Source organism: Natrialbaceae archaeon AArc-T1-2 (assembly GCF_030273315.1).
Taxonomy (GTDB): Archaea; Halobacteriota; Halobacteria; order Halobacteriales; family Natrialbaceae; genus Tc-Br11-E2g1.
Map to the genome: position 1 here is coordinate 1,996,683 of NZ_CP127174.1, position 23,110 is coordinate 2,019,792.

Sequence of the window (23,110 nt, forward strand, 5' to 3'; positions counted from 1 at the left end):
TTCATAGGAAGGAGGTGGAGACGATGACTCAGCCGTTCGTGGCAACGAACACGTATCGGGAATGGGACCGGTGGACTCAGGTCAACACCGAGATAACGTCGGCTGACGCCGTCCAAATGGCCACGGAGCAGTACGCGACGTACGTTCCGTCCGAGAAGCCCGCTCCGGGGTTGTCGCCCGATCTGGACATCGTTGACGTCGACGCCGACGACTGTGGCGACGTGTACCTTCTCACTTCCGAGGGTGGCGTCTCGCGGTACGATACCGACAAGAGAGAACTGGAGCGGATACCGTGCGAGTGGGATCGCGATCCGTACCCTGCGCGTGCGATCGCCGTCACCGACGACACGATCTACGTCGCAACGGGCGGTCAGTCGGACGCCGATGGGTACGTCCAAGCCGTGTCGAAACGGCTCCGCCGACTTCGATGGACGACTGCCATTGAGGACCCGGTCGCGATGGAACACGATAACGATGACGTGAACGTCCTCGATGCCGGCCAGGCCCCCGGAACGGGATCGATCGTTATCCTCGACAATAAAGGTCGACGCCAGAGCGTCCCGGGTACGTTCCACGACCCCTCAGATCTCGCAACCGACCGCCACGGGAACCGGTATATCCTCGCCCGGCTACCTGACGGGACTGGGGCCGAGAACGAGAAAGATGAGTTGATCGGGAATGAAGACGAGAATAGTACCAAGAAAGAGGACGACGGCGGAACCGAAGAAACAGACGGGGGCGGGGAGCGAGTCGGTGAGAGGATGCCGACAGGTCCGATAGTCTGGCGAGTGCCGTCACCGGAGCAAATTCGGGCGGGCGAAGAAACGGGTGGCATCGACGCGACCGGCCAGATGGACGAGCATGACGATATCGAACCACTCGTGACACCAGACGTCTTCGAACGAACGGGTATCGGTCCACCACTCGAACCGATCGCAATCGAGGCAAACTGCGACTGCGAAGTGCTCCTCGGCGTCGGGACGGGCGACGACGGGCGAGACGTCGATGAGGAGACACTGTACCGGTACGACTCCGAATCGGAGACCCTCGAGTCGGCAGCGGTGAGGTTCGACCACCCGGTTCGACGGCTCCTGTTGGCTCGCGACCGGGCTGGTACCGAGGTCGAGCATCTCTATGTGCTCGAGGAGAACGAACCGATCCTCACTGCACTGGAGCCGAAGCTGGAAAACAGGCTGAATCTGGAGGAACTCGCCTATACTGGCCACCTTGTCGGACGGTTCGACTCGGGGACCGAGGGCTGTCAATGGCACCGCGTAACTCTCGAGGACGATACCGAGCAGCCGGGGAGCGGCGTTAGGACCAGTTACTTCGCCACGGATGTCGTTCGCGATGTCACGGAACTCCCGGGGATCGGATCGACGATCGGCGATCGACTGCGGGCGGAAGGCGTTGTGACGCTGGTTGATCTGGCCGAATGCCCGCCCGGGGAGATCGTGACGTACGGAAGTTCCGAGAACTACCAGGTCTCTGAAGAAGACGCGGAAGGGTGGATCGAGCGGGCTCGTGAGGAACTCGAGTGGCAGTCGGTGGGCGTCGGAGACGCGTCGGACGCCCTTTTGGAAGGCGCAGTTGGCCGATACCTATGGATCAAGCTCGAGCTGCGGGGTGGACAGTTCGCATCCCCTACCGTCAACTCGGTGAGGGCGTACTTCCCTCGGCAATCGTACCTCCGGTACATGCCCGACGTGTACCGCGAGGATGCAGACGAAGCGTTCCTCGAGCGATTCCTCTCGATCTTTGAGAGCATCTTCGTCGACATCGAGGAGAACATCGAGTCGTCGATCAGATACATGGATCCCGGCGGCATTCCCGAGGAGTACATCGACTGGCTCGAACGATGGCTGGCACTGGAGGCCGACGAGACGTGGTCGACGCGGGCGCGGAGGGAGCGGCTGCAGCGTGCGCCGGAACTGTTCAAGTACAGAGGGACGCGAACAGGACTCCTCCAGTCCATCCAGATGTTCCTTGAGGATCCTCCTGAACCGCCCCGTCACTGGCGGTGGGCGCTGGACCAGGAGCGCGAGGCCGTCCGGGAGCGACGAAACCATTGCGAACTCTCTGAGACCGAGGCTGAGGCCACGCTTGATCGGCTCTCGAAGCGACTGTTCGTTCTCGAACGGACGGATCCGGGCGATGTCGGCGAAACGGCCGTTCTGTCGGCTCACAGGAGGCTGGTTCCGTCTCAGCAACGTTTCTCCGTGCTCCTCCCGCCGTACGTGGAGGAGGGGGACGCACGGACGATCGAGCGGCTCGTTCGTGACCACCAGCCCGCACACGCGAGAGGACGGACCGTCCGGATGCGGTCGTGGATCCAGCTTGCGGGCGACGAACACGATCGGATGTACCCGAGCCTGCTGGGCGTCAACAGCGCCCTCGTCGATCGCGAGTTCATGCTGGAGGAGGCCGCCCTCGGTAAGGACACGGCGCTCACTGGCGGCGAGTCGCTCGCCCGTCGCGGGTCGCGAGCCTGCTCGGAAACAGAAACGGAAGCAGAAACGAAAACAGATACAGATTCAGATTGCTGACAATGTCACAAGAACCGTCACAAAGCGGCGACGAACCGGCTGACGAACGCACAGTTGCGAACGCCGACCTCCGGCAGTTTCGGCGGAATCACTACTTCCACGGCAAGCTGATGACCGCCCGGGAGATGCAGATCGAACAGGACTATCACTCCGACCGGATCGAGACTCTAGCGCGGTCGGTTCTCGGCTCCGGCATCGTCGTCGGCCTACAGACGACAGTCAAACGCGAACAGCATCCTGCCTCGAACGAGGAGATTCTCCGCGTGGAAGTTTCAGAGGGGTACGCTCTGAACCCGGCCGGACAGCCGGTACTGGTCGAGGACCCCGAGATCGAGACATTCCCTCTTAACGAAGTCGGGGGAACCCCTTCCAGTGGGAATAACGACGTCTCGGTGTACCTCCGCCCGGACCCGTGCCTGAAAGAGAAGGTTCCGATCCCGGGAGCGGCAGACACGCGCGGCGATGACTGCACGTACAATCATGTCATCGAGGACGTCAAAATCGAGGTTAAACCGGGGGCGCCAGACCACGAAGAGACCGTTGGTGAGGTCAAGTACCCCGACGCCACAAATCTTGAACCCGGGGCAGGATCCGAGACCCCATTGCTCGACATCGCTCACTCGTACGCACCCGGCGACGACCAGTCGGCCGTCGGCACCGACGCGGGGCACGTCTTCCTCGGACACTTCTTGGAGACAGATCAGGGAGAGACCTGGCGCATGGACGACTCCCATCCGCCGAGGCGGGTCTACACAAACGATCTGCTGTACGCGGCAATCGCCCGCCACGCCGCGGACTTCGAGAACCCCCATAACACCGTCGCCACAGTTGCCGGCGTCGAGCCAGACACGGACGGGGACGTCGCGATCGAATCGCCGAACGAGTCGGCGACTGTCTCGCCGGATCCCGACGACAACACTATCAGGATCGAAGTGAGTTCCGGTGATCACAGCGGAGACATCGACGAGGAGGTCGTTCGCACTATCAACTTCATCAATCCCGACGAAGGGGACATCACGATCCAATCGGAGGACGGAACAGTCACGATCGATCCCAGACCTGCAGAGAACACTATCGACCTCAGCGTTGGCGATCTGGTACGCGAACTCGAGGACCGCGAGCAGCGCATCCAGGAACTCGAGGAACGAATCGAGAAGCTGGAACGGCTGACCGGCGATGTTGAAGATGCGATGAATGTAATCAGTAGCAGATCCGAAATCGACACCGACGATCTCAAACTCGAGTTCGACAATATGTTTGAGTGAACTCTCGATGAAAGCTACCGAGAACGGATCCGGTTTCGGGACACGGCGGTTGGCCTTTCGCCGGTGGTGGTTCACGGAACCGAACGGTCGGGAGGGCAGACATCCCGGAGCAGGGACGACCTGCCGGGGCAGGACAACCAGGGACGGGGAGAGCTAGCTCATGGCAGACGCAAACGCCCTCGCGAACGTCGGCCTCACACTGATCGAGATTCTTCGGGAGGGAATGCCCGAGGAGGTCGATCCGGCCGACGTCAAACTGATGTCGCCGGCTGACCGCGAGGAAAGCAGCAGTGTTCGCCTCACTCTCCACCTCTATGCGGTCGAAGGGAGCGGACACCTCCGGAACGCCAACCCGCCCCCGCGACACGACCGTGACCGTGTCCCAGCGTCGGATCCTCTCCGGCTCGACCTGCGGTACCTGTTGACGGCGTATCCTTCCGACGCCACCGATGAGACGAGAAACACGCGCGACCAGCACCGGGTCCTCGGACACGCGATGCGGGTGCTCAGGGAACACGCGGTCGTTCCCGGGGTGAAACTGGATGGGACGTTCTCCGACGACGAGGGAGTCCAGATCTCGATCCTGCCAGAGGCACGCGACGAGGCCATGAACATGTGGGGGACGTTCGGAGATCAGCCGTACCGGCCGTCTGTAGCCTATCTCGTGACGCCCGTGAGGATAGATCCTGTCCGCGAAGAGGAAGTCGAGCGAGTCGTCGACCGGACGATCGTCGAACACGTCTCGGAGGGCGACGATGAGTGATCACGTCTCGTGGCGACGCGTCAGCGAGCACTCGCGATCGTTGTCCCTCGCCGTCTCGCTGTGGGACGACCTCACTAGGAACCGACCGGACGACGATCCACGCATCACCGTCGACGGCGTCCGGCCGGCTGTCCGAACGCCGAGTGGGTACCACCTCTACTTCGACCTCTCTGATCGAGCAGTTGAGGTCGCAGTCGACGGCGGCGACCAGTACATGGACGACGCACGAACGGTCGATCTCGGGAAATGGGACCAGACCGTTCCGCTTGAGTTCAATCTCCAGCCGACCACGGCCTATCCCTTCCCGTCGTGGGCTACGCTAGTTCGCGGCAGGGTGATGGCGGAGGGGGGCAGCCCAGTCGCCGAGGCGGCGGTGAGCGTCAAGGCCCCGGGCGGATCCGGTGCGGACGACAGCCCGTGGCAGAACAGAATCGTATCCACGGACGAAACCGGCCACTACGTCTACTACTTCAGGGTTTCCGGCGATGCTGCCGACGGTGATACGTCTATCGGCGACGGATCGACGGTAGAAATAGACGGCGAGGATCCGACGTTTAGGGTAGTCCACGACGGTCGCGTCGAGGAGACGTCACTCGCGGTCGCCGCGTCGGACATGACGGAACTCAACGTTACGTTCTCCAGGAAACTCAACGACCTAGGCGTAGGCCCACCAAACCGCGACGATTCCGGAGAGGGGCGATCCCGTAGCGAGGATACGAGATCCGGACGGGAAGTGAGTGATCACAGTTCCGGGTAGCTCGACGGTTTGGTCGGCGCTGGGTGCTCGGTCGCGCCGAAGGCGAGCTGGTCACGAACTGACGTATCTCAACACCACCGGGGAGTCGAGGTGAGGTCACATTCGTCTCTGGTCAGGACTCGAGGTCGTAGGCGGTGTCGTCGACGAATATCTGTGTGGGCGTTGCAGCGATCCTGAATGCGCCCTCGAGTGTGTCCACCACGTCCCCCGTCGACGCGTCGATGGCGACCAGTTCGTCACGGTCGGTTCTGGCCCAGACGATCCCACCAGCGACCGAAAGCGAGTCCGTGACGCCACCCTCGACGCGCGTGTCCCAGCGCATCGAGCCGTCGGTCGCCGCTCGCGCGACGATCCACCCCGAGCGGTTTCCGCCGTACAGCGTCTCCCCGTCGACGTCCACGCCCGGCCCGAACTGCCGGTCCACCTCGAGGCTCCACTCGTATTCGTTGTTCGCTGGATCGTACGCGTGAATTTCGTTACCGCGAAAGTAGAGCCGATCGCCACCCTCACCACGAACGTATCCCGGTGAAGCGACGTCGAGGGTAGTTTCCCCGCCGACGTTCCCGCCGGCCGCGAGGTCGACGCGGACGATCTCGCCGCCGCCATCTCGCCAGCCGACGACGAAGAAACCGTCACCCTGGTGTTCCACGCCGGTCACGTACCCCAGGTCGATTTCTCTCTCCCACCGTTGCTCGCCATCCCCAGCGTCGTAGCCGCGTACGAGCGTTTCGTCGGCCGACTCGTCGCTGACTACCGCGGTTACGGCGAGATCATTCGCGAGCGAGAGCGCCCAGCCACCGACGTTTCTATCGAGTCGAACGTCGTCGGACCAGCGTCGCTCACCCGTGTCGGTGTCGAAGGCGTGAATCGCGCCGTCGTGGCCGTTACGGGCGACGGCGACGACCGTGGCGCCCCTGGCGACGACATCGTCGTCTCTGTGGAACTCGAACCGGTAGTCGGAGTCGATTTCGTCGCTGGCCCACGTCACCTCTCCGTCGGCAGCGTATCGCTCGAGTCGCGGGGCGTCGACGCCCGCAGTTCTCGAGCCAGCAACACCGAGGAACGCTCCCTCGAGGGTGACGACGTCACGGAGGTCACGTTCCCAGGCTGAAACGAGCTCGAGGCTCTCTGGATCGTCGACCGGAGTGCCGTCGACTTCCTCCTCGAACGCTGTGTCGGTCGTCCCGTCGTCCTGGGCGGTGCCATCAGACTGGGTGTCGTCGCCTGCTTCCTCGAGCTGGAGACAGCCCGCGAGAGCCCCGACCCCGAGTGCAGCACAGAGGGAGCGACGGGTCGTGGTGATCCTGTCTCGACGGCGTGACTGCGACGACGTGTGTGAGGAGGATTCGCCTGTCATCTCTCAGCCCTCCCCGACGTCGTAGGCCGTGTAGTACGGATCCGGGACAAACACGCGACCGTCGAGTGCGGAGACGCGGTCGCCGCCGTCGGCCTCCGTCGACCGGCGGACGAGGACGGAGCCGTCGTCGGCGTCGAATCCCCACAGGACACTCGTGGCGTCGTAGGCCCAGACGATTCCGCCGTCGACGATCGGACGACCACTGAGACTGCCGTCGAGTCGCTCTTCCCAGCGGACAGTCCCCGTCTCGAGGTCGATTGCCGAGAGATAGCCGTTGGTATCAGACACGTAAGCTCTGTTGGCGACGACGGTCAGATCTCTCGAGTAGCCGCGATCCACGCTCACCTCCATCGTGCGTTCGTCGGCGACCAGATCGTACGCACCGATCGTATCTCCGTCCTCGAAGTACAGCGTCTCGTTCTCGCGGTGAAACGCGAACCAGTTGCCGTGTTCGACCACGAGATCGCCACTCGCGGCGTCGAGAACGCGCATTCGACCCGTCGTCGCGTAGACGTGCCCGTCGTGGACGGTGAGGCTCCAGGGATCGTTCGTCGAGAAACTCGACTCCCAGACGATCTCGCGGTCGTCGAGGTCGTAAGCTCTGATCGGCGACTCCTCGTCGTCCCTGTCGAACGGTCGGGCGGCGTAATAGAGTGTGTCGTCGACAGCATCCATCCCGTAGACGCGGTCGGCGCCGGTGTCGTGACGCCACTCGAGTTCCCCGGTGTCGGCGTCGAAGACGTAGACGTAGGCCGGATACTCCTCCTCGATCCCCCAACTCAGGTAGTGGACGAAGACGTAGTCGTCGGTCCGAGTGAACCCGCGCCCATCGTTTGGCCATTCGCTGTATCCGTCAGGGTCGCCACTCTGTGATTCCCAGACGATGTCGCCGTCCCAGGAGACGATGTTCACGTCTCCGGAGTTGCGGCCGACGAACTGGCCGTCGTCGACGAAAACCCGATTCAGGCCGTCGACCTCCCAGGCGGCGGAGAGTTCGACCTCCTCGATCGTCTCACCCTCGTTGGGCTCTTGCTCACCCTCTTCGGGATCCGACTCCGGTTCGGGAGTCGTCTCCGTCTCGGTCGAATTAGTTGTTGGTTCGCCGTCATCGGCTGTCTGGCCCTGCTCGCTTCCCCCACTTTCTCCTTCGAGCAGCGGCTGCATACACCCAGCCAGACTGCCAGCGATCCCGAGCGACGTGAGCTGAAGCGCCCGCCGCCTGCTCGAGTGTGTCTCCCGCGCAGTCATCGATCGTATCATCGTACTTGACAATCAAAAGCGTGCTGGAACGGGCGTTCGATCCGGTTTTATGAACTTGAGACTGAATTTCGACTCACGCCGCCCAGCGAACAGTGTTTATCCTGTCCCTCGTTACCAGGCCCACGTTAACATGTCACCAGCAGTTCTGAAGCCCCTCAGTTCCCCGATTCCATCTTTGAGGCCCCGGTTTTCTGGCGAAGCCCCTCAACTACTACGCTGTGACACGGCGAGGGTGGCGAGAACTTGAAGCCCGTCGTAATTGGGAGGGGTAGTACGTCGACGAACTCGTGTAACGTGCAGCGTGTCATAGAATCACCCACAGGGGTCAGTAGAGGTGCATGCCCACACCGTGAGTGCTTGGACTAGGTCCGTCGAACGAAGCCATCGCAGGGAAAGCGGAATGACCATCCAACCCATAGTCCCGAGCATGGATCAACCAGAACCGGCCGATGGATGGCCAAGCCAGCCACTCTCGGAAGCGGAGGCCAGAGACTTGCTTGAGGACGATGTCGTCGCTGTCTGGGTGATGGATCCCGATGACGGCGTTCGGCCAGTTACCGTCCCGCCAGGTGCCCCAGACGATGCAGTCGTCGATATCGTCCTGGAGACGACAGAGGCGTTCGAGATGTACAGCTACAGTGGCGGCCAGTGGATGGATTACGGAACCCAGCGAAAGGACGACGAGGATACGCCGTCGATGGAAGGCACACTCCAGAGCTATCGCGTCCTTGCCGGCTCCTCGGAGAAGTTTTGATCAGCGAAAGCAGTTTAACAGTGCCTCGGCAACTACTGTTCAGCGCGGGGAGGATGTCAAGTTTGCCGTCGACGTGACGGTCACTCCCTCCGGACGGTTCGGATCGCTATGACTGGGCGTTTTTTACTGGCAGGTCGTACCACACGGTATGCAAGAGCTTCGCTGGGTCCAGATGAGTGACGCGGAGATAGACGAGTTTCTCGGGCAGGGCGGGACGGGCGTCATCTCGTTCGCCGCGGGAACCGACGATCCACCGGTTACGGTACCGATATCGTACGGGTACAACGAGGACGTCTCGACGCTTTACTATCGTCTCTCGGTCCCTCCGGACAGCAAGAAGGCAAAACTCATCGACAGCAACGTCACCTTCGTCACGTACGAAAAGACCGACGGCAGGTGGCAAAGCGTCGTCGCGACCGGCACGCTCGAGGACGCGGCGGACATTGCCTACGAGTCGAGCACGATCCAGGGAATGTGGACGGTTCAGATTCCGGAAGTCGACATCTTCGAGCGCCCCCGGGAAGAGGTGACGTTCCGGGATTTCTGTCTCACACCCGAGACGCTGACGGGACGAAAGGAAGTCCAGTCGGAGTCCTGACGTCTCTGGCTGTTACTCCTGGAGGTACGCCGGGTTCTCGATCGGTTCCTCCTCGCCCTCGACGCCGACTACGTCCAGCGCGGTCACGTCGACTTCTGTCTCGAGGAGAGCCGCCAGGCTCGGGTCGCTTCGCCCGTCACCGCCGTGGGCGAGAGCCTCGAGGTCGACGTCACCCGGCGAGACGACGTCGACTTCGGCTTCGTCGTCTGCGGTCAGTTCGCCAGTCACGTCGCCGATCCGCAGGATCCGGTCCGTTTGCATGCCGTCGCGGTCGACTCGCTGACGGACGGTTGCCCGCTCGAGTGTATCGATCGCTTCCTCGAAGTCCTCGTCTGTGACCGGACTCGAGAACGAAAGCGTCAGCCGGTAGGTCTGGCGAACGTCGATTCCGGCGACGTGTCCGACCATTCCCTTGGTCGCCGGTGTGAGTCCCTCGACCGCGATCGTACCGTCGCTCTCGTCGTTGATCGTCGCCTGAAGTGCCTCGACGTCCGGTGGCCGCCGTCGCGGCGCTTTCACTTCGACGACGAACGGCCGGCCGGCACCGAGCATCCGCACGTCGTCGTCCTCTCTCCCGGCGCAGTTGAACACCGTCTCGCTCGCGTCCATCCGTTCGCGGATCGGTCGCGTCACGAAGCGTTCGACGCTCGCGTCGGTGACGGAGCCGGTACCGTCGCAGTTCTCACAGGGACGTCGCTCGCCGTCGCGCGCGCGGGTTCCACGTCCGTTGCAGACCCGACACACGCGCATCCGCTGGGCGAGGCCGCGCTCGAGTTTCCGGTAGCGGCCGTAGAGGTACGCCGGGTTGAGCTGGCGTTCGACCTCCTCGTTCTCGAGGTCTAAGATCGCGACCACGTCCGGATCGTCGTGGTCGACGTCCACTCCGAGGGCTCGCTCGAGACGCGTCCCGACCGACCGGTTGATCTCGGCGTTGAGCGACTCGCCCGCGTTCTCGTCCAGCCCGGCCTGCTCCCGGAGTTCGGTTTCGTTCTCCTCGAGCGACGAGGGGACGCGAGTGCCGACGAGCAGGGTCTCGAACTCGAGGTCTGCGAGTCGCTCTCTGGCCCGGTCTGCCCACTCGTCGTACGCCGGAGCCAGTCCCTCACATACCCAGCACTCGTCTGCCTCGACGGGCTCGAATGGCTCGTCGTCCGCCAGCGCGACGCTGATTCGGAGGGCGTGGCCTCGTTGCTCGTTCGTCACGCCACGGCCCCGGTCCGCGAAACACCGCCCGAGACAGCCGTCGCAAGTCGGCCCCGTCTCGAGGACCGCACGGGCGTGCTCGAGGATCATCGAGGCCACCTCCGGGTTCGAACGCCGGACTGTGACATGCCGTCGCGTTCACCGGACAGCAGCATAAAGGGGAGAGGGGTATCGCGCCCGGTCTTCGTTGCCGGCGTTGCTCCGTGACATTCCCTGGCCGCTGTACGTCAGTACCGCGAACCCACGGCCCGCCTGTGGGTTCACCGGTACATCGTTACGGCAATCTGTACCGTCCCGGGAGATAGAACGAGCCCTCGACCAGCTTCCCGCCGAGTTCGATCCCCTGCTCGCGGCCGACGGGTGATCGTCCCACGAGCGCAACGGACGACCGCCCTCTCGAGCTCTCGTCAGTTCGCGTCTCTGTCCCGTACGCTGATCAACACAGCGGCTATACACCCGGTCATGAGTCGTTCAACAGTCGGCTGCCGGGAGTGGCCTCGATACGGGTTCAGTCGGCCGTTCAGTCCACGAGACCGTTGACTGGACCATGGCCGGGAGTATAGATACCCATGGAATACGTATACGCAGCCCTCATCCTGCACGAGGCCGATGCCGAGGTTTCGGAGGAGAACGTAACCGACGTGCTCGAGGCCACGGGCATCGGCATTGACGAGCCCCGCGTCAAAGCGCTCGTCGCCGCACTCGAGGACGTCGACATCGAGGAGGCCGTCGCGGAGGCGGCCGTCGGCGCGCCGACAGCGGCCCCGATGCCAGAAGAGGCCGAGCCGGAAGAACCGGCGGAAGAAGCACCCGAAGAGGAGGAAGAGCCGGACGAAGAGGAAGAAGACGAAGAAGCGGCCGGCGAAGGACTGGGCGAGTTGTTCGGGTAGCTCCGCTCGAGGTCGACTGCCGGCTCGCGCTGCCCTACGTTTCTTACCGAACGGCGTAGAGAACGTCTCGTATGTCAGCAGACGGCGGCTGGATCGCGCTCTTCTCAGGTGGCAAGGAGTCCTCGTGGGCGCTCTATCGCGCGCTCGAGAGCGGCTGTGATGTCCGCCGTCTCGTGATCGTTACCCCGCAAGCGTCCTCCGGAATGTACCACGCACCCGCGACGTCGGTAGCCCGACTCGCCGCACGAAGCATCGGGATTCCCGTCGTCGACGCTGGCGTTCCGACCGTCGACGTCGAGCCACCGGATGTCGGCGGCGACCTCGCGGACGGCCGGGACGGTGACGCGTCGGTCGAACCGCTCGAGTCCGCGGTCGGGACGCTCGACGTCGAACTCGACGGTGGCGTGGCCGGAATACTCGTCGGCAGCGTCGAAAACGAGCTCCGGATCGATCGGCTCCGGTCGATCTGTGACGACGTCGGCTGTGACCTCCTCGCGCCGCTGTGGCGGGCGGAGCCGCGCGAACTCCTCGAGACGATGATCGACGCCGGCCTCGAGATCGTCGTCGTCGAGGTGACGGCACCGGGGTTCGACGAGTCCTGGCTCGGCCGTCGGCTGGATCGCGATGCGCTGGACGAGTTGGCAGAACTCCACCGCGAACGCGACGTCCACCTCCTCGGCGAAGGCGGCGAGTTCGAGACGATCGTCACCGACGGCCCACACATGTCCCGTCCCGTCGTCCTCGAGTTCGAACGGGAGTGGTACGACAACTGGGGGCGACTGCGAATCACCGACGCCAGACTCGACACGCATGCGCCGAAAACCGATCGAGGCTAGCCGAGGCTAGCTGCGCGGACGAGCATCGGATCAGCCGGTCTCAAGGCTGTCTTCGGCGACGAGAGGAACGAACCGCACCGCGCCGTGGGGCGTTCGCGTGACGTCGCCGCCGCGTTTCTCGAGCAGGTACAGCGTCTGTCGCTCGCCCGTCCCGGCCGGGGCGACCATCCGGCCGTCCTCGTCGAGTTGCTCGAGCAGTGGCTGGGGAACGTCTTCTCCCGCGGCAGTCACGTAGATCCGGTCGTACGGCGCGTGCTCCGGTAGGCCCTGCGCGCCGTCGCCGACGACGACCGTCACGTCGTCGTACCCCGCCCGGGCGAGGTTCTCGCGTGCCCACTCGGCGAGGTCGGCTCGCAGTTCGATCGAGTAAACGTGGTCGCCGCCGACGATCTCGGCCGTCACCGCGGCGTGATAGCCACTGCCCGTGCCGACCTCGAGCACGCGCTGTCCCGGTGCCAACTCGAGTAGCTCCGTCATATCCGCGACGAGATGCGGTGCAGTCACGACCTGCCCCTCGCCGATCTCGAGCGGGACGTCCCGGGTGGCTCGCTCGCGATCGGCCGGCCGGACGAACTCCTCCCGTGGCACCGTCCGCATCGCCGATGCGACCGCAGACGAACGGACGTATCCCTCCGCCCGCAGGTACTCGACGAGGCGGGCTCGGTCGTCGTCGCTTCCCATACGGCGTCGGTTACGACCTCGAGACGTATAGTCGAGTGAGTCGACCGAGACCGGTTCTTATACTGTCGGTCATACAGACGTGAACGCGACTCGCGACACCAGACACACGTTCACCGGCCGGCTCACCCGGACGCCAATTCACCGGTCCATGACCGACAGTATTAGTCACCCCGGACGAGCGATTCTGTCTCGGATGCCGTCCGTAACGCGCCGTCTCGAGTCTCCGTCAGCAGCCGTACGAACTGACCGGCGTTGGTCACGAGCTTGTTCTCCGCTTTCCGTAAGTGTTCCTCGAAGGTCGCTCGAGCGACGGTCGTCTCGTCTGCGAGTTCGACGATCGACGCTCCGCGTGGCTGGTCGTAGTAGCCAGCGTCCAGGGCGATCCGCAGGGCCTCGAGCTGGCGATCCGTGAGTCCGTCGAAGAGCCGATCGACCGAGATAAGTGAGCTGTGAGGGACCTGGCGCTCCTCGATCGAGGTCTTCGAGAGGACGTCGATCTCGCGGCTCTCGTCGAGTTCGGCTAGCAACGCGATGACGTCGCCCTCGTCGAAGCCGATCACGGTGTAGTGTTCCCAGCCGTTTCGGTAGACCGTCGGCGGCAGGTGCACGCAGTTGTGCCGTTCGAACGTCCGGACGATCGACTCCTCGATCGAACACGCACACGACTGGACGATCACGTGCAGGTCCGAGCCGTCGACCGAGGTGTGAAGGGCCGTCCCGAGTTCGTCGATCGCCTCGAGCAACTCGTCGTCGTCGACGTCCGGGGCGGTGATCTCGAGGATCTGGCAGTCCTGCAGAAACCATTCTCGAATCGACACGCCGGGAAACCGCTCGGAGAGTCCCCGGTAGGGACACTCGTGGCGGAGTTTGAAGGAGACTTCGTACATGCTCATAGGAACGACGACGGCTCTCCCCTCAATAACGGTGCCGGTCATAACTGGCACCGGTGATATGCCACCGCTCTCCCTATCGGGTACCGATGGCAGAAGTTACGCCGGAACCCGTCGCCGAACGACTCGAGCAGGGAGACGACGACTGCAGGGTGGTCGACATCCGCCACGAGACGGACTTCGGGGAGCGACACGTCCCCGGAAGCGAGAACGTCGACGTCGACGACGAACTGACGGACGATCCCGACGCGGCCCTCGAGGAACTCGAGGTGCTGCCGGAGGACGAGGAGATCGTCACCGTTTGTGCCAGCCGCTGTGCGGCCGAGTGATCCATGGGGAGCGAGTACACGCAAGGCATTCGCCCGAACTGGCGGCAGTTTACCCTTCAGATCTTTACGGTCTTTGCCGTCGGGCTCACGATGGGAGCCCAGCGAAACGTCGTCCCCATCATGGGCGAGGAGACCTTCGGCGTCGAGTCGCTTCTGGTGATCGGCTCGTTCGTCGTCAGCTTCGGGATCGTCAAGGCCGTGTTGAACCTCTACTCGGGGAAGTGGGCCGACGCCTATGGGCGCAAGCCGATCCTGATCGCGGGCTGGGTCGCGGCGGTTCCGATCCCCTTTATCCTGATCTTCGCACCGAGCTGGAGCTGGATCGCCGTCGGGAACGTGCTGCTGGGAATCAACCAGGGCGTCGCCTGGAGCATGAGCATGATCTCGAAGATCGAACTCGCCGGCCCCGACCAGCGCGGGCTGGCCGCGGGGCTCGACGAGGCCTTCGGCTACACCGGCGTCGCCGCGGGCGCGTGGCTCACTGGCGTGATCGCCGCCCAGTACAGCCTCCGGCCCGAACCGTTCTACTTCCTCGCGGCAGTGATCGTCGTCGCCCTGCTGATCGCAGTCGTCCTGATCAAGGAGACGCTGCCGTACGCGAAAGCCGAGGCCGCGACCGACGGCGGTGACGCCGAACCCGACGGCGGGAAGAGTGAAGCCGAGCTCCCCTTCACGGAGATCGTCAAGCGGGCGACCTACCGCGACCGGACGCTGTTTACCGCCGCACAGGCCGGCCACGTCGAGAACTTCGTCGACACGCTCGTCTGGATCGCGTTTCCGCTCTTTCTGGTCGCCCAGGGACTCGACGTCGCCCAGGTCGGGGTCGTCGTCGGCGTCCACAGCGCCGCGTACTTCCTGCAGGTTTACACCGGGCAGCTAAGCGATCGGATCGGGCGCAAACCCCCGATCGTCGCCGGCTTCTTCCTCGCCGGCGCGGGCGTGCTCGGCATGGTGCTCGTGGAGGGCTACTACCGCTGGATCCTCTTCTCGGCGCTGTCGGGCGTCGGGATGGCCTTGCACTACCCCAACCTGATCGCCGTCGCCAGCGACGCCGCCCACCCGCTGTGGCGCTCGACCGGGCTCGGCGTCTACCGGCTCTGGCGTGATCTGGGCTACGCCGTCGGGGCCATCCTCATCGGGCTCACCGTCGACCTGCTCACCATCGAGGCCGCCTTCTACGGCACCGCGATCGCGATGTTCCTCTCGGGCGGACTCGTCGTGGTCTGGATGGAAGAGACCCACCCCGACATCGGCACCTACGAGCCGCCGTCGACCGATCTCGAGGCGGACGCAGGCGATACCGTGACTGAAGATTAGGCTACTGGTTCCCACCCGAGGCTCGAGCCGGCACCGCCTTACTCGAGCAAATGCTCTCCGGTCATCTCGGGCGGCTGATCGACGTCGATCAACGAGAGCAGTGTCGGCGCAATGTCGGCTAACGTGCCACCCTCGCGGACGGTTCGACCACCGTCGGAGTACTGCTCCGACGAGGATCGCGACCCGTCGCCGGCTCGCTCACCACCGTCGGTCCCGTCGGGAGCCACGTAGACGAACGGGACGTCGTTGTAGGTGTGGGCCGTGTGCGGGTCGTCTTCGGTCCCCATGTCGTCGGCGTTGCCGTGATCCGCGGTGACGACGACGTGTGCGCCGGCGTCCTCGAGCGTCTCGAGGAGTCGACCCAGTTGCTCGTCGACGGCCTCGACGGCTGCGATGGCGGCCTCGTAGTCGCCGGTGTGGCCGACCATGTCGGGGTTGGCGTAGTTGAGGACGAGGACGTCGGGATCGTCGTGCTCGCGGGTCGTCTCTCCCCGCTCGCTTTGTCGAGACGCTCCCTCGGGTCGCGTCTCGCCCTCGACGATCTCGATCGCGGTGTCGGTCACTGCCGGTGCGCTCATCTCGGGTTGCTCGTCGTAGGTCGGCACGTCAGGGCTCTCGACGATCTCGCGAATCTCGCCGTCGAACTCGACCTCGCGCCCGCCGTTTAAGAAGTAAGTCACGTGGGCGTACTTCTCCGACTCGGCGATGCGCAACTGACTCTTGCCTGCATTCGCCAGCACCTCGCCGAGGGTGTTCGTCGGCTGGGTCGGCGGGAAGGCGACGGGCAGGTCGAAGGTCTTGTCGTACTGGGTCATCGTCACGACCTCGACGTCGGGCGGGTCGGTCTCGAACGCCCACTCCGGACGGATGTCTGCGAGCATCCGGGTCAGCTGGCGGGCGCGGTCGGATCGGAAGTTGAACCAGATCGCCGCGTCGCCATCTCGCAACGCGAGGTGGCTGCCAGCCGAGCGTTGCTCGGCGCTGTCGCCGTCCTCGAGTGCCGGCCGGTCCGTAATGAGCGTCGGCTCGACGAACTCGTCGGTGACGTCCCGGTCGTAGGAGTTCTCGACGGCTTCGACGGCCGACTCGGCGGTCCAGTCACCCTCGCGGTGGACGATCGCGTCGTAGGCTCGCTTCGTGCGCTCCCAGTTCTGATCGCGATCCATCGCGTAGTACCGGCCGGTCACGGTCGCAACGTGACCTGTCCCCACCGTCTCGATCACGTCCTCGAGGTCGGCGAGGTAGCCCGCACCGCCGGTCGGGGACGTATCGCGGCCGTCCATGAACGCGTGGGTGACCGCCTCGAGGCCGCGATCCGCGGCCATCCGGATCAGCGCGTGGAGGTGTTCGTGATCGGAGTGGACGCCGCCGTCGCTGACGAGGCCGAGAAAATGCACCTGGCCGCCCTCGTCCTCGGCGTGGTCGAACGCCGCGTCGATCGCGTCGTTCTCGTGGAACGAGCCGTCGGCGATCGCATCGGAGATGCGGGTGTACTCCTGGTAGACGACCCGACCGGCCCCGATGTTCAGGTGGCCGACCTCACTGTTTCCCATCTGGCCTTCCGGCAGACCGACGCGTCTGCCCGCGACCTCGAGTCGGCCCGCGGCTCCAACCTGCGAGAGCCGGTCGAAAACCGGCGTGTCGGCTGCCTCGACTGCGTCTCTGCCGTCGTGGTCTCCGAGTCCCCAGCCGTCGAGAATGACGAGTGCCGCGTCCATGCGCGTGGGGTCACGCCGGCGTCGTAACTACCTGTCGTTCCCCGCCGGAACGGGGGTTCAGTCGTCGTCGGCCTCGAGGAGGGACGCGTCGCGTCGGCCGTCGCCCTCCTCGACCGTCGCTCGAGAGACCGCCCCGAGGACGCTCTCGGGCGTCGACACGACTGCGGTTCGCCGGAGACGCTCGTAACGTCGTCTCGCCTCCGTGCCGGCGTGGTTGCGCCGCGTGAACGGCTCGGTTTCGACGACGACGAGCGAGCCAGCGTCTGCCAGCGACTCGAGGACGAGCTGGTTGCCCGCACTCACCGCGAGGTCGGCGATGACGGTGACGTCGGCGGCCTCGAGACGGGACTCGAGTTCCTCGCGGACGGTTCCGGAAAGCGGTGTGTACGGGTCGACGGCGAGTCGATCGACCGCGAGGGTTCGGACGGTTTCGGCGGCGACGTCGTCGCTCGAGACGGGACCGACGGAGACGTCGACGCCGGCTGCATCGAGACGGGCGACGACGCTGGCGGCGGTCGAGCCACGACCGAGAACGTGGACGCGACCGGGCGACTCCACGTCCGCGACGGGAGACGACAGTGCGGTGATCGTCTGCGTTCCCGTGACCGGGTTCGTCGTTACGGCCGCGGTCGCGTCGAACGCCTGCCCAACGGCGTCGGCAGTCAGGACCTCCTCGGGCGGACCACAGGAGAGCACCGCGCCGTCGGCGAGGACGATCAGCCGGTCGCAGTACCGGGCGGCGAGGTCCAGATCGTGGATCGCGGCGACGGCGGTTTTCCCGTCGGCGACGAGGTCGGCGACGTGCTCGAGCGTCTCGACGGCGTGAGAGACGTCGAGACTCGCGGTCGGCTCGTCGAGCAAGACGACGGGCGTGTCCTGGGCGATAGCCCGCGCGAGCAGGACTCGCTGTCGTTCGCCGCCGCTGACCTCGTCGATCGAGCGGTCGGCGAACTCGAGCGTGTGGGTACGCTCGAGGGCGTGGTCGACGAGCTCGCGATCTTCGCGGGTCGGCGGTGAGAACCGCGATCGGTGGGGGGTCCGTCCCATCTCGACGACGTCGCGGACGTCGAACGAAAACGAGAGGTGGGTGTCCTGGGGGACGACGGAGACGAGCCGGCTCGAGGCTTTCGAAGAGAGCGCGTGGACGTCGTGGCCGTCGATCTCGACGCGACCGGTGTCGGGGGCAAGGACGCCGCTCGTGGCCTGCAAGAGCGTGGTCTTGCCGGCTCCGTTCGGACCGACGAGGCCGACGAGTTCGCCCCGGTCGATCGAGACATCGACGTCCTCGAGGACGGGAACGTCGCCGTATCCCACCGAGAGCGAGTCGATTTCGATCACAGCGCGTGCACCTCCCTGCGGGTGAGCAAGTAAAGAAAGAAGGGCGCGCCGAGTGCGGCGGTGACGATGCCGACGGGAACCTCGGCGGGACCGGCCCGGGCGAGCGTGTCGGTGGCGACGAGAAAGGAGGCCCCGGCGAGTGCACTCGTCGGCAACAGGATGCGGTGGTCGGGACCGACGATCAGGCGCATGATGTGGGGGACGACGAGCCCGACGAAGCCGATGACGCCGGCGACGGCGACGCCGGCGGCGGTGACGAGACTCGCGACCGCGAGCAAGAGCAGTTTCGTCCGCTCGACCTCGACGCCGAGGTGGTGGGCGTCTGCCTCCCCGAGTAAGAGAACGTTCATCTCGCGGGTGAACGCACCGAGGATCGCCACGCCGGCGAGGGTAAACGGGAGGGCAAAGCCGACGTCGCCCCACGTGCTGTTGTTGAGATGTCCCATCATCCAGACGACGGCCTGGCGCAGGCTGTCGCCGCTGTGGACGAGCATGTAGGAGATCATCGCGCTGAGAAACGCCTGGACGGCGACGCCTGCCAGCAGCAACGTCGCGACCGGCGTGCGTCCGCCCTCGGTCGCGATAGCATAGACCAGGAAGGCGGTCGCGAGCGCGCCGACGAACGCAGAGAGGTGAAGTCCCCCGAACGGAACCAGGGCGGGAAAGGCGATGGCGGCGACGGCACCCGCGGCGGCACCGGTCGAGACGCCGATGATCGACGGGTCAGCAAGCGGGTTCCGGAAAAAGCCCTGCATCACTGTCCCCGCCGCGGCGAGTGAAAATCCGACCGTCGCCGCCAGGGCGATCCGTGGGAGACGGACGTCCGCGACGATGATCTGGTGACTCTCGGGAACCGCGAACGAAAAGACGGTCGTGTACTCGAGTGTCGGCACAGGCACTACCCAGCCGACGACGGGCACCGACGCCGTTCCGGCGGCGATCCCGGTCGGAACGACGACGACGTTGAGCGTCGCCATCGCGACCGTCACGGGGTCGACCCGGACCGGACCGATCGCCGCACTGACGACGACGACGCCGGCGAGGAGCGTGATCAACCCCGCCGACCACGCGACGATACGGGTCGGTCGTTCCATGCCCAGCAACCACGATTGCTTTAGGCAAATATTTGTTGAAGTGGCGCTGAGGACTCAAGCGATGCGAAAACCACTGATCGCCCTGATCGCGACGCTGGTCGTCGTCGCCACCCTCACACCCGCGGCGGCCGCCCACGACGCTACCCCGTCAGCCGGCGACGTCGAGTGTGAGTACCCGCTTGAACTCACCGACGGAACCGGCGAGACGGTGGCACTCGAGGAGCCGCCCGAACGTGTCGTGGCGCTGATGCCGAGCGACGCCCGGACGGCGTTCGAGATCGGTGCCGAGGACGTCGTCGTCGGGATGCCGATCACCGACGCGACCGCCGACCTCGCAGTCGGCGACCGCACCGACGTCACCGAGGACGACGGCTTCACGACCGACGTCGAGACCGTCGTCGGACTCGAGCCGGACGTCGTCGTTGCCGGCAGTGCGGCCAGCGAAGACGAGATCGACCAGCTCCGTGATCTCGGGCTCACCGTCTACCACTTCGACGAGGCCGAGTCCCTCGAGGACGTCGTCGAGAACGTGGCAATCACCGGACAGCTGACTGGCGACTGTGCGGGTGCCACGGAGACGGCCGAGTGGATGGACGACCGGTTCGACCTGCTCGAGTCCGCCGTCGAAGACGAGGATCACCCGCTGGCGTACTACCCGATGGGTGGTGGCTTCACGGCGGGCACCGAGACGTTCCAGCACGAGGTCATGACGACTGCCGGCCTCGAGAACGTGGCCAGCCACGCGGGAATCGAGGGCTGGGAGCCGATCAGCGAGGAAGTCGTCGTCGAGGAAGACCCCGAGTGGATCGTCTACGGCGACGGCTTCGACGAGCCACAGGTCTCGGAGGCCGTCCACGAGACGACCGCCTCCCAGGAGGAGAACGTCGTCGCGGTGGACGATAACGACTTCAGCCAGCCCGGCCCGAACGTCGTCTTCGCCGTCGAGGAGATCCTCGAGGCCGTCCATCCGGACGCCTACGACGAGATCAGCGACGACCTCGCGGCCCTCGACGCCGACTACGAGAGCGACGAGTCCGACGAGTCCGACGAGGCGGGCGACGCTGACGACGCTGACGACACGACGGACGATCCGGTCCCTGGCTTTGCCGTCCCGGCCGCGGTCGCTGCCCTGCTCGCGGTCGTCGCCGTCCTGGCGCGGCGTCGGTGACGCGACCGCGATCGAGCGTCACGTTTTGAAAAGCGTTTACTCGCCTGACCGCACAGGTCGAGGCATGGTCGAGAACGTCATCTGGCCCGCCTATCTCGATTCGGAGCTCTCGCGGGCCGAGGGTCGGCGGGTGCCCGAGGACCTGGCAGTCGAGGAACCGACGGTCGACGAAATCGCCAAAGCCGTCCAGCAGATCGGTTACGACGCCACGATCGAACGCGAGAAGTCCTACTCCAGAGAGCCCTGGCGAGAGCGGGGCCGGGTCGTCGTCCGCGGGTCCGAGGACTCGAAAAACGACCTCGTCCAGGCAGTCGCGGCCTACGTCGTCGCGATGCGAGAGTGATGTACCGAGTCGGCGAAGTCGTCCGGACCGCACAGGGACTTGCCGTCGTGCGATCACCGGACGCCGAACACGCGGAGATCGGGACCGAAGTTCTCGACGACGAACTCACAGACGTCGGTCGCGTCGTCGACGTCTTCGGTCCCGTCGAGCAGCCCTACCTCGCGGTGACGCCCGAAGCGGACGTCCACCTCCCGGGGCTGGTCGGTCGGGTGCTGTACGCACGCTGAGTGTCACTGTCTGTCGTTCGATCCGAGAGCGCAACACCAATACGGGCGGGCCGACAACCCCGCGCCATGAACGATCGGATCCGGATCACTGCTGCCGTTTTCGTGACGGTCTGTCTCTTTCTCGGCGTCCAACTCGGTGCGCTCGCCCTCGTCGAACCCTTTCACGAGGCCGGCCACCAGGCCGTCGAGGATCCGGAGGACCCGACGAACAGCCTCGTCTACTTCGCGATCATCCTCGTCGCGACCGGGTTCATGCTCGCGGCGTTTCGATACGACGCCCAGTGGCTGGTTCGCGCGCTGATCGTCGCCGTCAGCGTGATGCTCGCGTGGTTCGTCTTCGCCGAACTCGTCCCGCCGGTCGCGACGGCCGGCGGCGTGAACCTCCTCGCCGCCGTCGGAGCGCTCGCCGTCGGCGCTGCGTTACTCGTCTATCCCGAGTGGTACGTCATCGACCTCTCGGGCGTGTTGATGGGAGCCGGCGCGGCCGGCCTGTTCGGTATCAGCTTCGGGCTTCTCCCAGCCATCCTGTTGCTCGCCGTCCTCGCAATCTACGACGCCATCAGCGTCTACAAGACCGAGCACATGCTCGACCTGGCCGAGGGCGTGATGGACCTCCGGATCCCGGTCGTGCTGGTCGTCCCGACGACGCTTTCGTACTCGTATCTCGCCGCGGGCACCGCAGAGACCCTCGAGGACGAAGCTAAAACCGAATCCGAATCCGAATCCGAACCCGAGCCCGAAGCCGACGGCGGGGACGCCACAGACGGCGACCTTGAGCGCGACGCGTTGTTCATCGGACTCGGCGATGCGGTGATCCCGTCGATCCTGGTCGCGAGCGCGGCGTACTTCCTCGATACGGCGACGATCGACGTGCCGATGATCGTGCTCAACGTTCCAGCACTCGGCGCGATCGCCGGCACCATCGCGGGCCTGCTGGTGCTCATGTACATGGTCTTACAGGGGCGAGCCCACGCCGGGCTTCCCTTGCTCAACGGCGGTGCGATCGGCGGCTACCTTCTCGCCGCACTCGCAAGCGGCGTCTCGATTTCGGCGGCGCTCGGATTCTGATCAGCCGTCGTGCTCGAGTCCCTCGATCAGCGTCGTCACGCGATCGTCTTCCTCGGGCACGTAGTCGGGGTAGATGCCGACGAGGACGAGGTGGTCGTCGCCGTGTTTTGCCGTCGCGATATCGATCAGGACGTCCATCGCGGTCGGATCGATCTCCTCGGGGAGCGTGTCGTCGACGAGCGGACGGATCCCGAGCGAGGCCGTCTCCGTGTCGACGAGTTCCGCCTGCCCCTCGTAGGTCGTGACAGACACCGTCGTTCCGAGGGTCTCGACCTCGCGGTCGTCGACGCGATCGCCGATGGAAAGCGCCGCATACTGCCCCTGAATCATCTCGGCGATCTCGTCGTTTTCCATCTCCTCGAGTGGATTGAAGTCCTGGCCGGCCACGCCGACCTCGGGCGAGGCGATCGTCGCGAAGACCCCCGCCTCGAGCGGGTCCAGTCCGGGCAGTTCGATCGTTCGGTAGTACTCGCTCGCGTAGTTCGTCACCTCGACCGTCTCGCCGGCGAACTCCCGTTCCTCGACGAGTTCCTCGGTCCCGCCGTCGTCGTAGCCCGCCTCCTCGAGGGCGTCGGCCGAGACGGTGGCGGGACTTGCGGCAAAGGTCGTCATCTCATCGAGCAGGCCGCCGAGACAGCCGGCGGCGGAGACGGTGCTACCGGTCGCGATCGCACCGAGGAATCGTCGTCGGTTCATGGTCGATTCGAA

23 protein-coding genes are annotated in these 23,110 nt (G+C 65.0%); 14 read left to right on the forward strand and 9 right to left on the reverse strand.

Going from position 1 to position 23,110, the window contains the following annotated elements; genetic code table 11:
* The first annotated feature begins 23 nt into the window (after positions 1-23).
* The 4 genes from QQ977_RS10260 to QQ977_RS10275 all read left to right on the forward strand — a co-directional run bounded on the left by QQ977_RS10260 (position 24) and on the right by QQ977_RS10275 (position 5,331).
* Positions 24-2,546: a phage tail protein gene (locus QQ977_RS10260; protein WP_285925655.1), complete on the forward strand. Its 2,523-nt coding sequence runs from the start codon at positions 24-26 to the stop codon at positions 2,544-2,546.
* Positions 2,547-2,656: 110 nt separating this feature from the next.
* Positions 2,657-3,811 (forward strand): hypothetical protein, encoded by a 1,155-nt coding sequence (locus tag QQ977_RS10265; protein WP_285925656.1) that lies wholly within the window; start codon positions 2,657-2,659, stop codon positions 3,809-3,811.
* Between the two features lie 160 nt (positions 3,812-3,971).
* The gene (locus tag QQ977_RS10270; RefSeq protein WP_285925657.1) at positions 3,972-4,574 is read left to right on the forward strand and encodes a DUF4255 domain-containing protein; all 603 of its coding nucleotides are present in this window, start codon (positions 3,972-3,974) and stop codon (positions 4,572-4,574) included.
* Positions 4,567-5,331, forward strand: coding sequence for a hypothetical protein (locus QQ977_RS10275; RefSeq protein WP_285925658.1), 765 nt, complete (start codon positions 4,567-4,569; stop codon positions 5,329-5,331). The genes QQ977_RS10270 and QQ977_RS10275 overlap by 8 nt, the downstream gene beginning before the upstream one ends.
* Before the next feature lie 112 nt (positions 5,332-5,443).
* Here the strand turns inward: QQ977_RS10275 and QQ977_RS10280 are convergent, their stop codons facing one another.
* Positions 5,444-6,688, reverse strand: a complete 1,245-nt coding sequence (locus QQ977_RS10280) for a PQQ-binding-like beta-propeller repeat protein (protein WP_285925659.1) — start codon at positions 6,686-6,688, stop codon at positions 5,444-5,446.
* A gap of 3 nt (positions 6,689-6,691) precedes the next feature.
* Positions 6,692-7,936 carry a PQQ-binding-like beta-propeller repeat protein gene (locus QQ977_RS10285; RefSeq protein ID WP_285925660.1) on the reverse strand — a complete coding sequence of 415 codons (1,245 nt, stop codon included), beginning with the start codon at positions 7,934-7,936 and terminating at the stop codon, positions 6,692-6,694.
* Positions 7,937-8,375: 439 nt separating this feature from the next.
* Between QQ977_RS10285 and QQ977_RS10290 the strand changes: the two genes are divergently transcribed.
* Together QQ977_RS10290 and QQ977_RS10295 are read left to right on the forward strand one after the other, a co-directional pair.
* The gene (locus tag QQ977_RS10290) at positions 8,376-8,702 is read left to right on the forward strand and encodes a hypothetical protein (RefSeq protein ID WP_285925661.1); all 327 of its coding nucleotides are present in this window, start codon (positions 8,376-8,378) and stop codon (positions 8,700-8,702) included.
* Between the two features lie 148 nt (positions 8,703-8,850).
* Entirely contained in the window at positions 8,851-9,300 is a 450-nt protein-coding gene (locus tag QQ977_RS10295; RefSeq protein WP_285925662.1) for a pyridoxamine 5'-phosphate oxidase family protein, read from the forward strand.
* A gap of 12 nt (positions 9,301-9,312) precedes the next feature.
* Here the strand turns inward: QQ977_RS10295 and QQ977_RS10300 are convergent, their stop codons facing one another.
* Positions 9,313-10,593, reverse strand: a complete 1,281-nt coding sequence (locus QQ977_RS10300) for a tRNA pseudouridine(54/55) synthase Pus10 (protein WP_285925663.1) — start codon at positions 10,591-10,593, stop codon at positions 9,313-9,315.
* A 479-nt stretch (positions 10,594-11,072) separates the two neighbouring features.
* On the opposite strand from QQ977_RS10300, the gene rpl12p reads away from it, so the two are divergent.
* On the forward strand, positions 11,073-11,393 hold the full coding sequence (gene rpl12p, locus QQ977_RS10305; RefSeq protein WP_285925664.1) for a 50S ribosomal protein P1: 321 nt from the start codon (positions 11,073-11,075) through the stop codon (positions 11,391-11,393).
* A gap of 71 nt (positions 11,394-11,464) precedes the next feature.
* The gene (locus QQ977_RS10310) at positions 11,465-12,229 is read left to right on the forward strand and encodes a diphthine--ammonia ligase (RefSeq protein WP_285925665.1); all 765 of its coding nucleotides are present in this window, start codon (positions 11,465-11,467) and stop codon (positions 12,227-12,229) included.
* Between the two features lie 30 nt (positions 12,230-12,259).
* Here QQ977_RS10310 and QQ977_RS10315 read toward each other — a convergent pair whose 3' ends face one another.
* Both QQ977_RS10315 and QQ977_RS10320 read right to left on the reverse strand, forming a co-directional pair.
* Positions 12,260-12,910, reverse strand: a complete 651-nt coding sequence (locus QQ977_RS10315) for a protein-L-isoaspartate(D-aspartate) O-methyltransferase (protein WP_285925666.1) — start codon at positions 12,908-12,910, stop codon at positions 12,260-12,262.
* A 161-nt stretch (positions 12,911-13,071) separates the two neighbouring features.
* On the reverse strand, positions 13,072-13,803 hold the full coding sequence (locus QQ977_RS10320; protein ID WP_285925667.1) for a helix-turn-helix domain-containing protein: 732 nt from the start codon (positions 13,801-13,803) through the stop codon (positions 13,072-13,074).
* 86 nt (positions 13,804-13,889) lie between these two features.
* On the opposite strand from QQ977_RS10320, the gene QQ977_RS10325 reads away from it, so the two are divergent.
* Entirely contained in the window at positions 13,890-14,129 is a 240-nt protein-coding gene (locus QQ977_RS10325; RefSeq protein ID WP_285925668.1) for a rhodanese-like domain-containing protein, read from the forward strand.
* A gap of 3 nt (positions 14,130-14,132) precedes the next feature.
* The gene (locus QQ977_RS10330) at positions 14,133-15,446 is read left to right on the forward strand and encodes an MFS transporter (protein WP_285925669.1); all 1,314 of its coding nucleotides are present in this window, start codon (positions 14,133-14,135) and stop codon (positions 15,444-15,446) included.
* A gap of 38 nt (positions 15,447-15,484) precedes the next feature.
* Here the strand turns inward: QQ977_RS10330 and gpmI are convergent, their stop codons facing one another.
* Genes gpmI through btuC form a run of 3 tightly spaced genes read right to left on the reverse strand, consistent with a single transcriptional unit; the run spans position 15,485 to position 19,596 of the window.
* Positions 15,485-17,164: a 2,3-bisphosphoglycerate-independent phosphoglycerate mutase gene (gpmI, locus tag QQ977_RS10335; protein ID WP_285925670.1), complete on the reverse strand. Its 1,680-nt coding sequence runs from the start codon at positions 17,162-17,164 to the stop codon at positions 15,485-15,487.
* Positions 17,165-17,221: 57 nt separating this feature from the next.
* On the reverse strand, positions 17,222-18,502 hold the full coding sequence (locus tag QQ977_RS10340; protein ID WP_285925671.1) for an ATP-binding cassette domain-containing protein: 1,281 nt from the start codon (positions 18,500-18,502) through the stop codon (positions 17,222-17,224).
* Positions 18,499-19,596, reverse strand: a complete 1,098-nt coding sequence (gene btuC / locus QQ977_RS10345) for a vitamin B12 ABC transporter permease BtuC (RefSeq protein ID WP_285925672.1) — start codon at positions 19,594-19,596, stop codon at positions 18,499-18,501. Before btuC ends, QQ977_RS10340 begins: the two co-directional genes overlap by 4 nt.
* Positions 19,597-19,657: 61 nt before the next feature.
* Here btuC and QQ977_RS10350 point away from each other — a divergent pair, with 61 nt between their 5' ends.
* The 4 genes from QQ977_RS10350 (at position 19,658) to QQ977_RS10365 (ending at position 22,402) form a co-directional block, all read left to right on the forward strand.
* Entirely contained in the window at positions 19,658-20,764 is a 1,107-nt protein-coding gene (locus QQ977_RS10350; RefSeq protein ID WP_285925673.1) for a PGF-CTERM-anchored ABC transporter substrate-binding protein, read from the forward strand.
* A gap of 64 nt (positions 20,765-20,828) precedes the next feature.
* Positions 20,829-21,107 (forward strand): signal recognition particle subunit SRP19, encoded by a 279-nt coding sequence (gene srp19, locus QQ977_RS10355; protein ID WP_285925674.1) that lies wholly within the window; start codon positions 20,829-20,831, stop codon positions 21,105-21,107.
* Complete coding sequence (locus tag QQ977_RS10360; RefSeq protein ID WP_285925675.1) at positions 21,107-21,334, forward strand: H/ACA ribonucleoprotein complex subunit GAR1; 228 nt, start codon at positions 21,107-21,109, stop codon at positions 21,332-21,334. Before srp19 ends, QQ977_RS10360 begins: the two co-directional genes overlap by 1 nt.
* A 66-nt stretch (positions 21,335-21,400) precedes the next feature.
* Positions 21,401-22,402 carry a presenilin family intramembrane aspartyl protease PSH gene (locus QQ977_RS10365; protein ID WP_285925676.1) on the forward strand — a complete coding sequence of 334 codons (1,002 nt, stop codon included), beginning with the start codon at positions 21,401-21,403 and terminating at the stop codon, positions 22,400-22,402.
* Here the strand turns inward: QQ977_RS10365 and QQ977_RS10370 are convergent, their stop codons facing one another.
* Positions 22,403-23,098: a DUF6517 family protein gene (locus QQ977_RS10370; protein WP_285925677.1), complete on the reverse strand. Its 696-nt coding sequence runs from the start codon at positions 23,096-23,098 to the stop codon at positions 22,403-22,405.
* Positions 23,099-23,110: the final 12 nt, after the last annotated feature.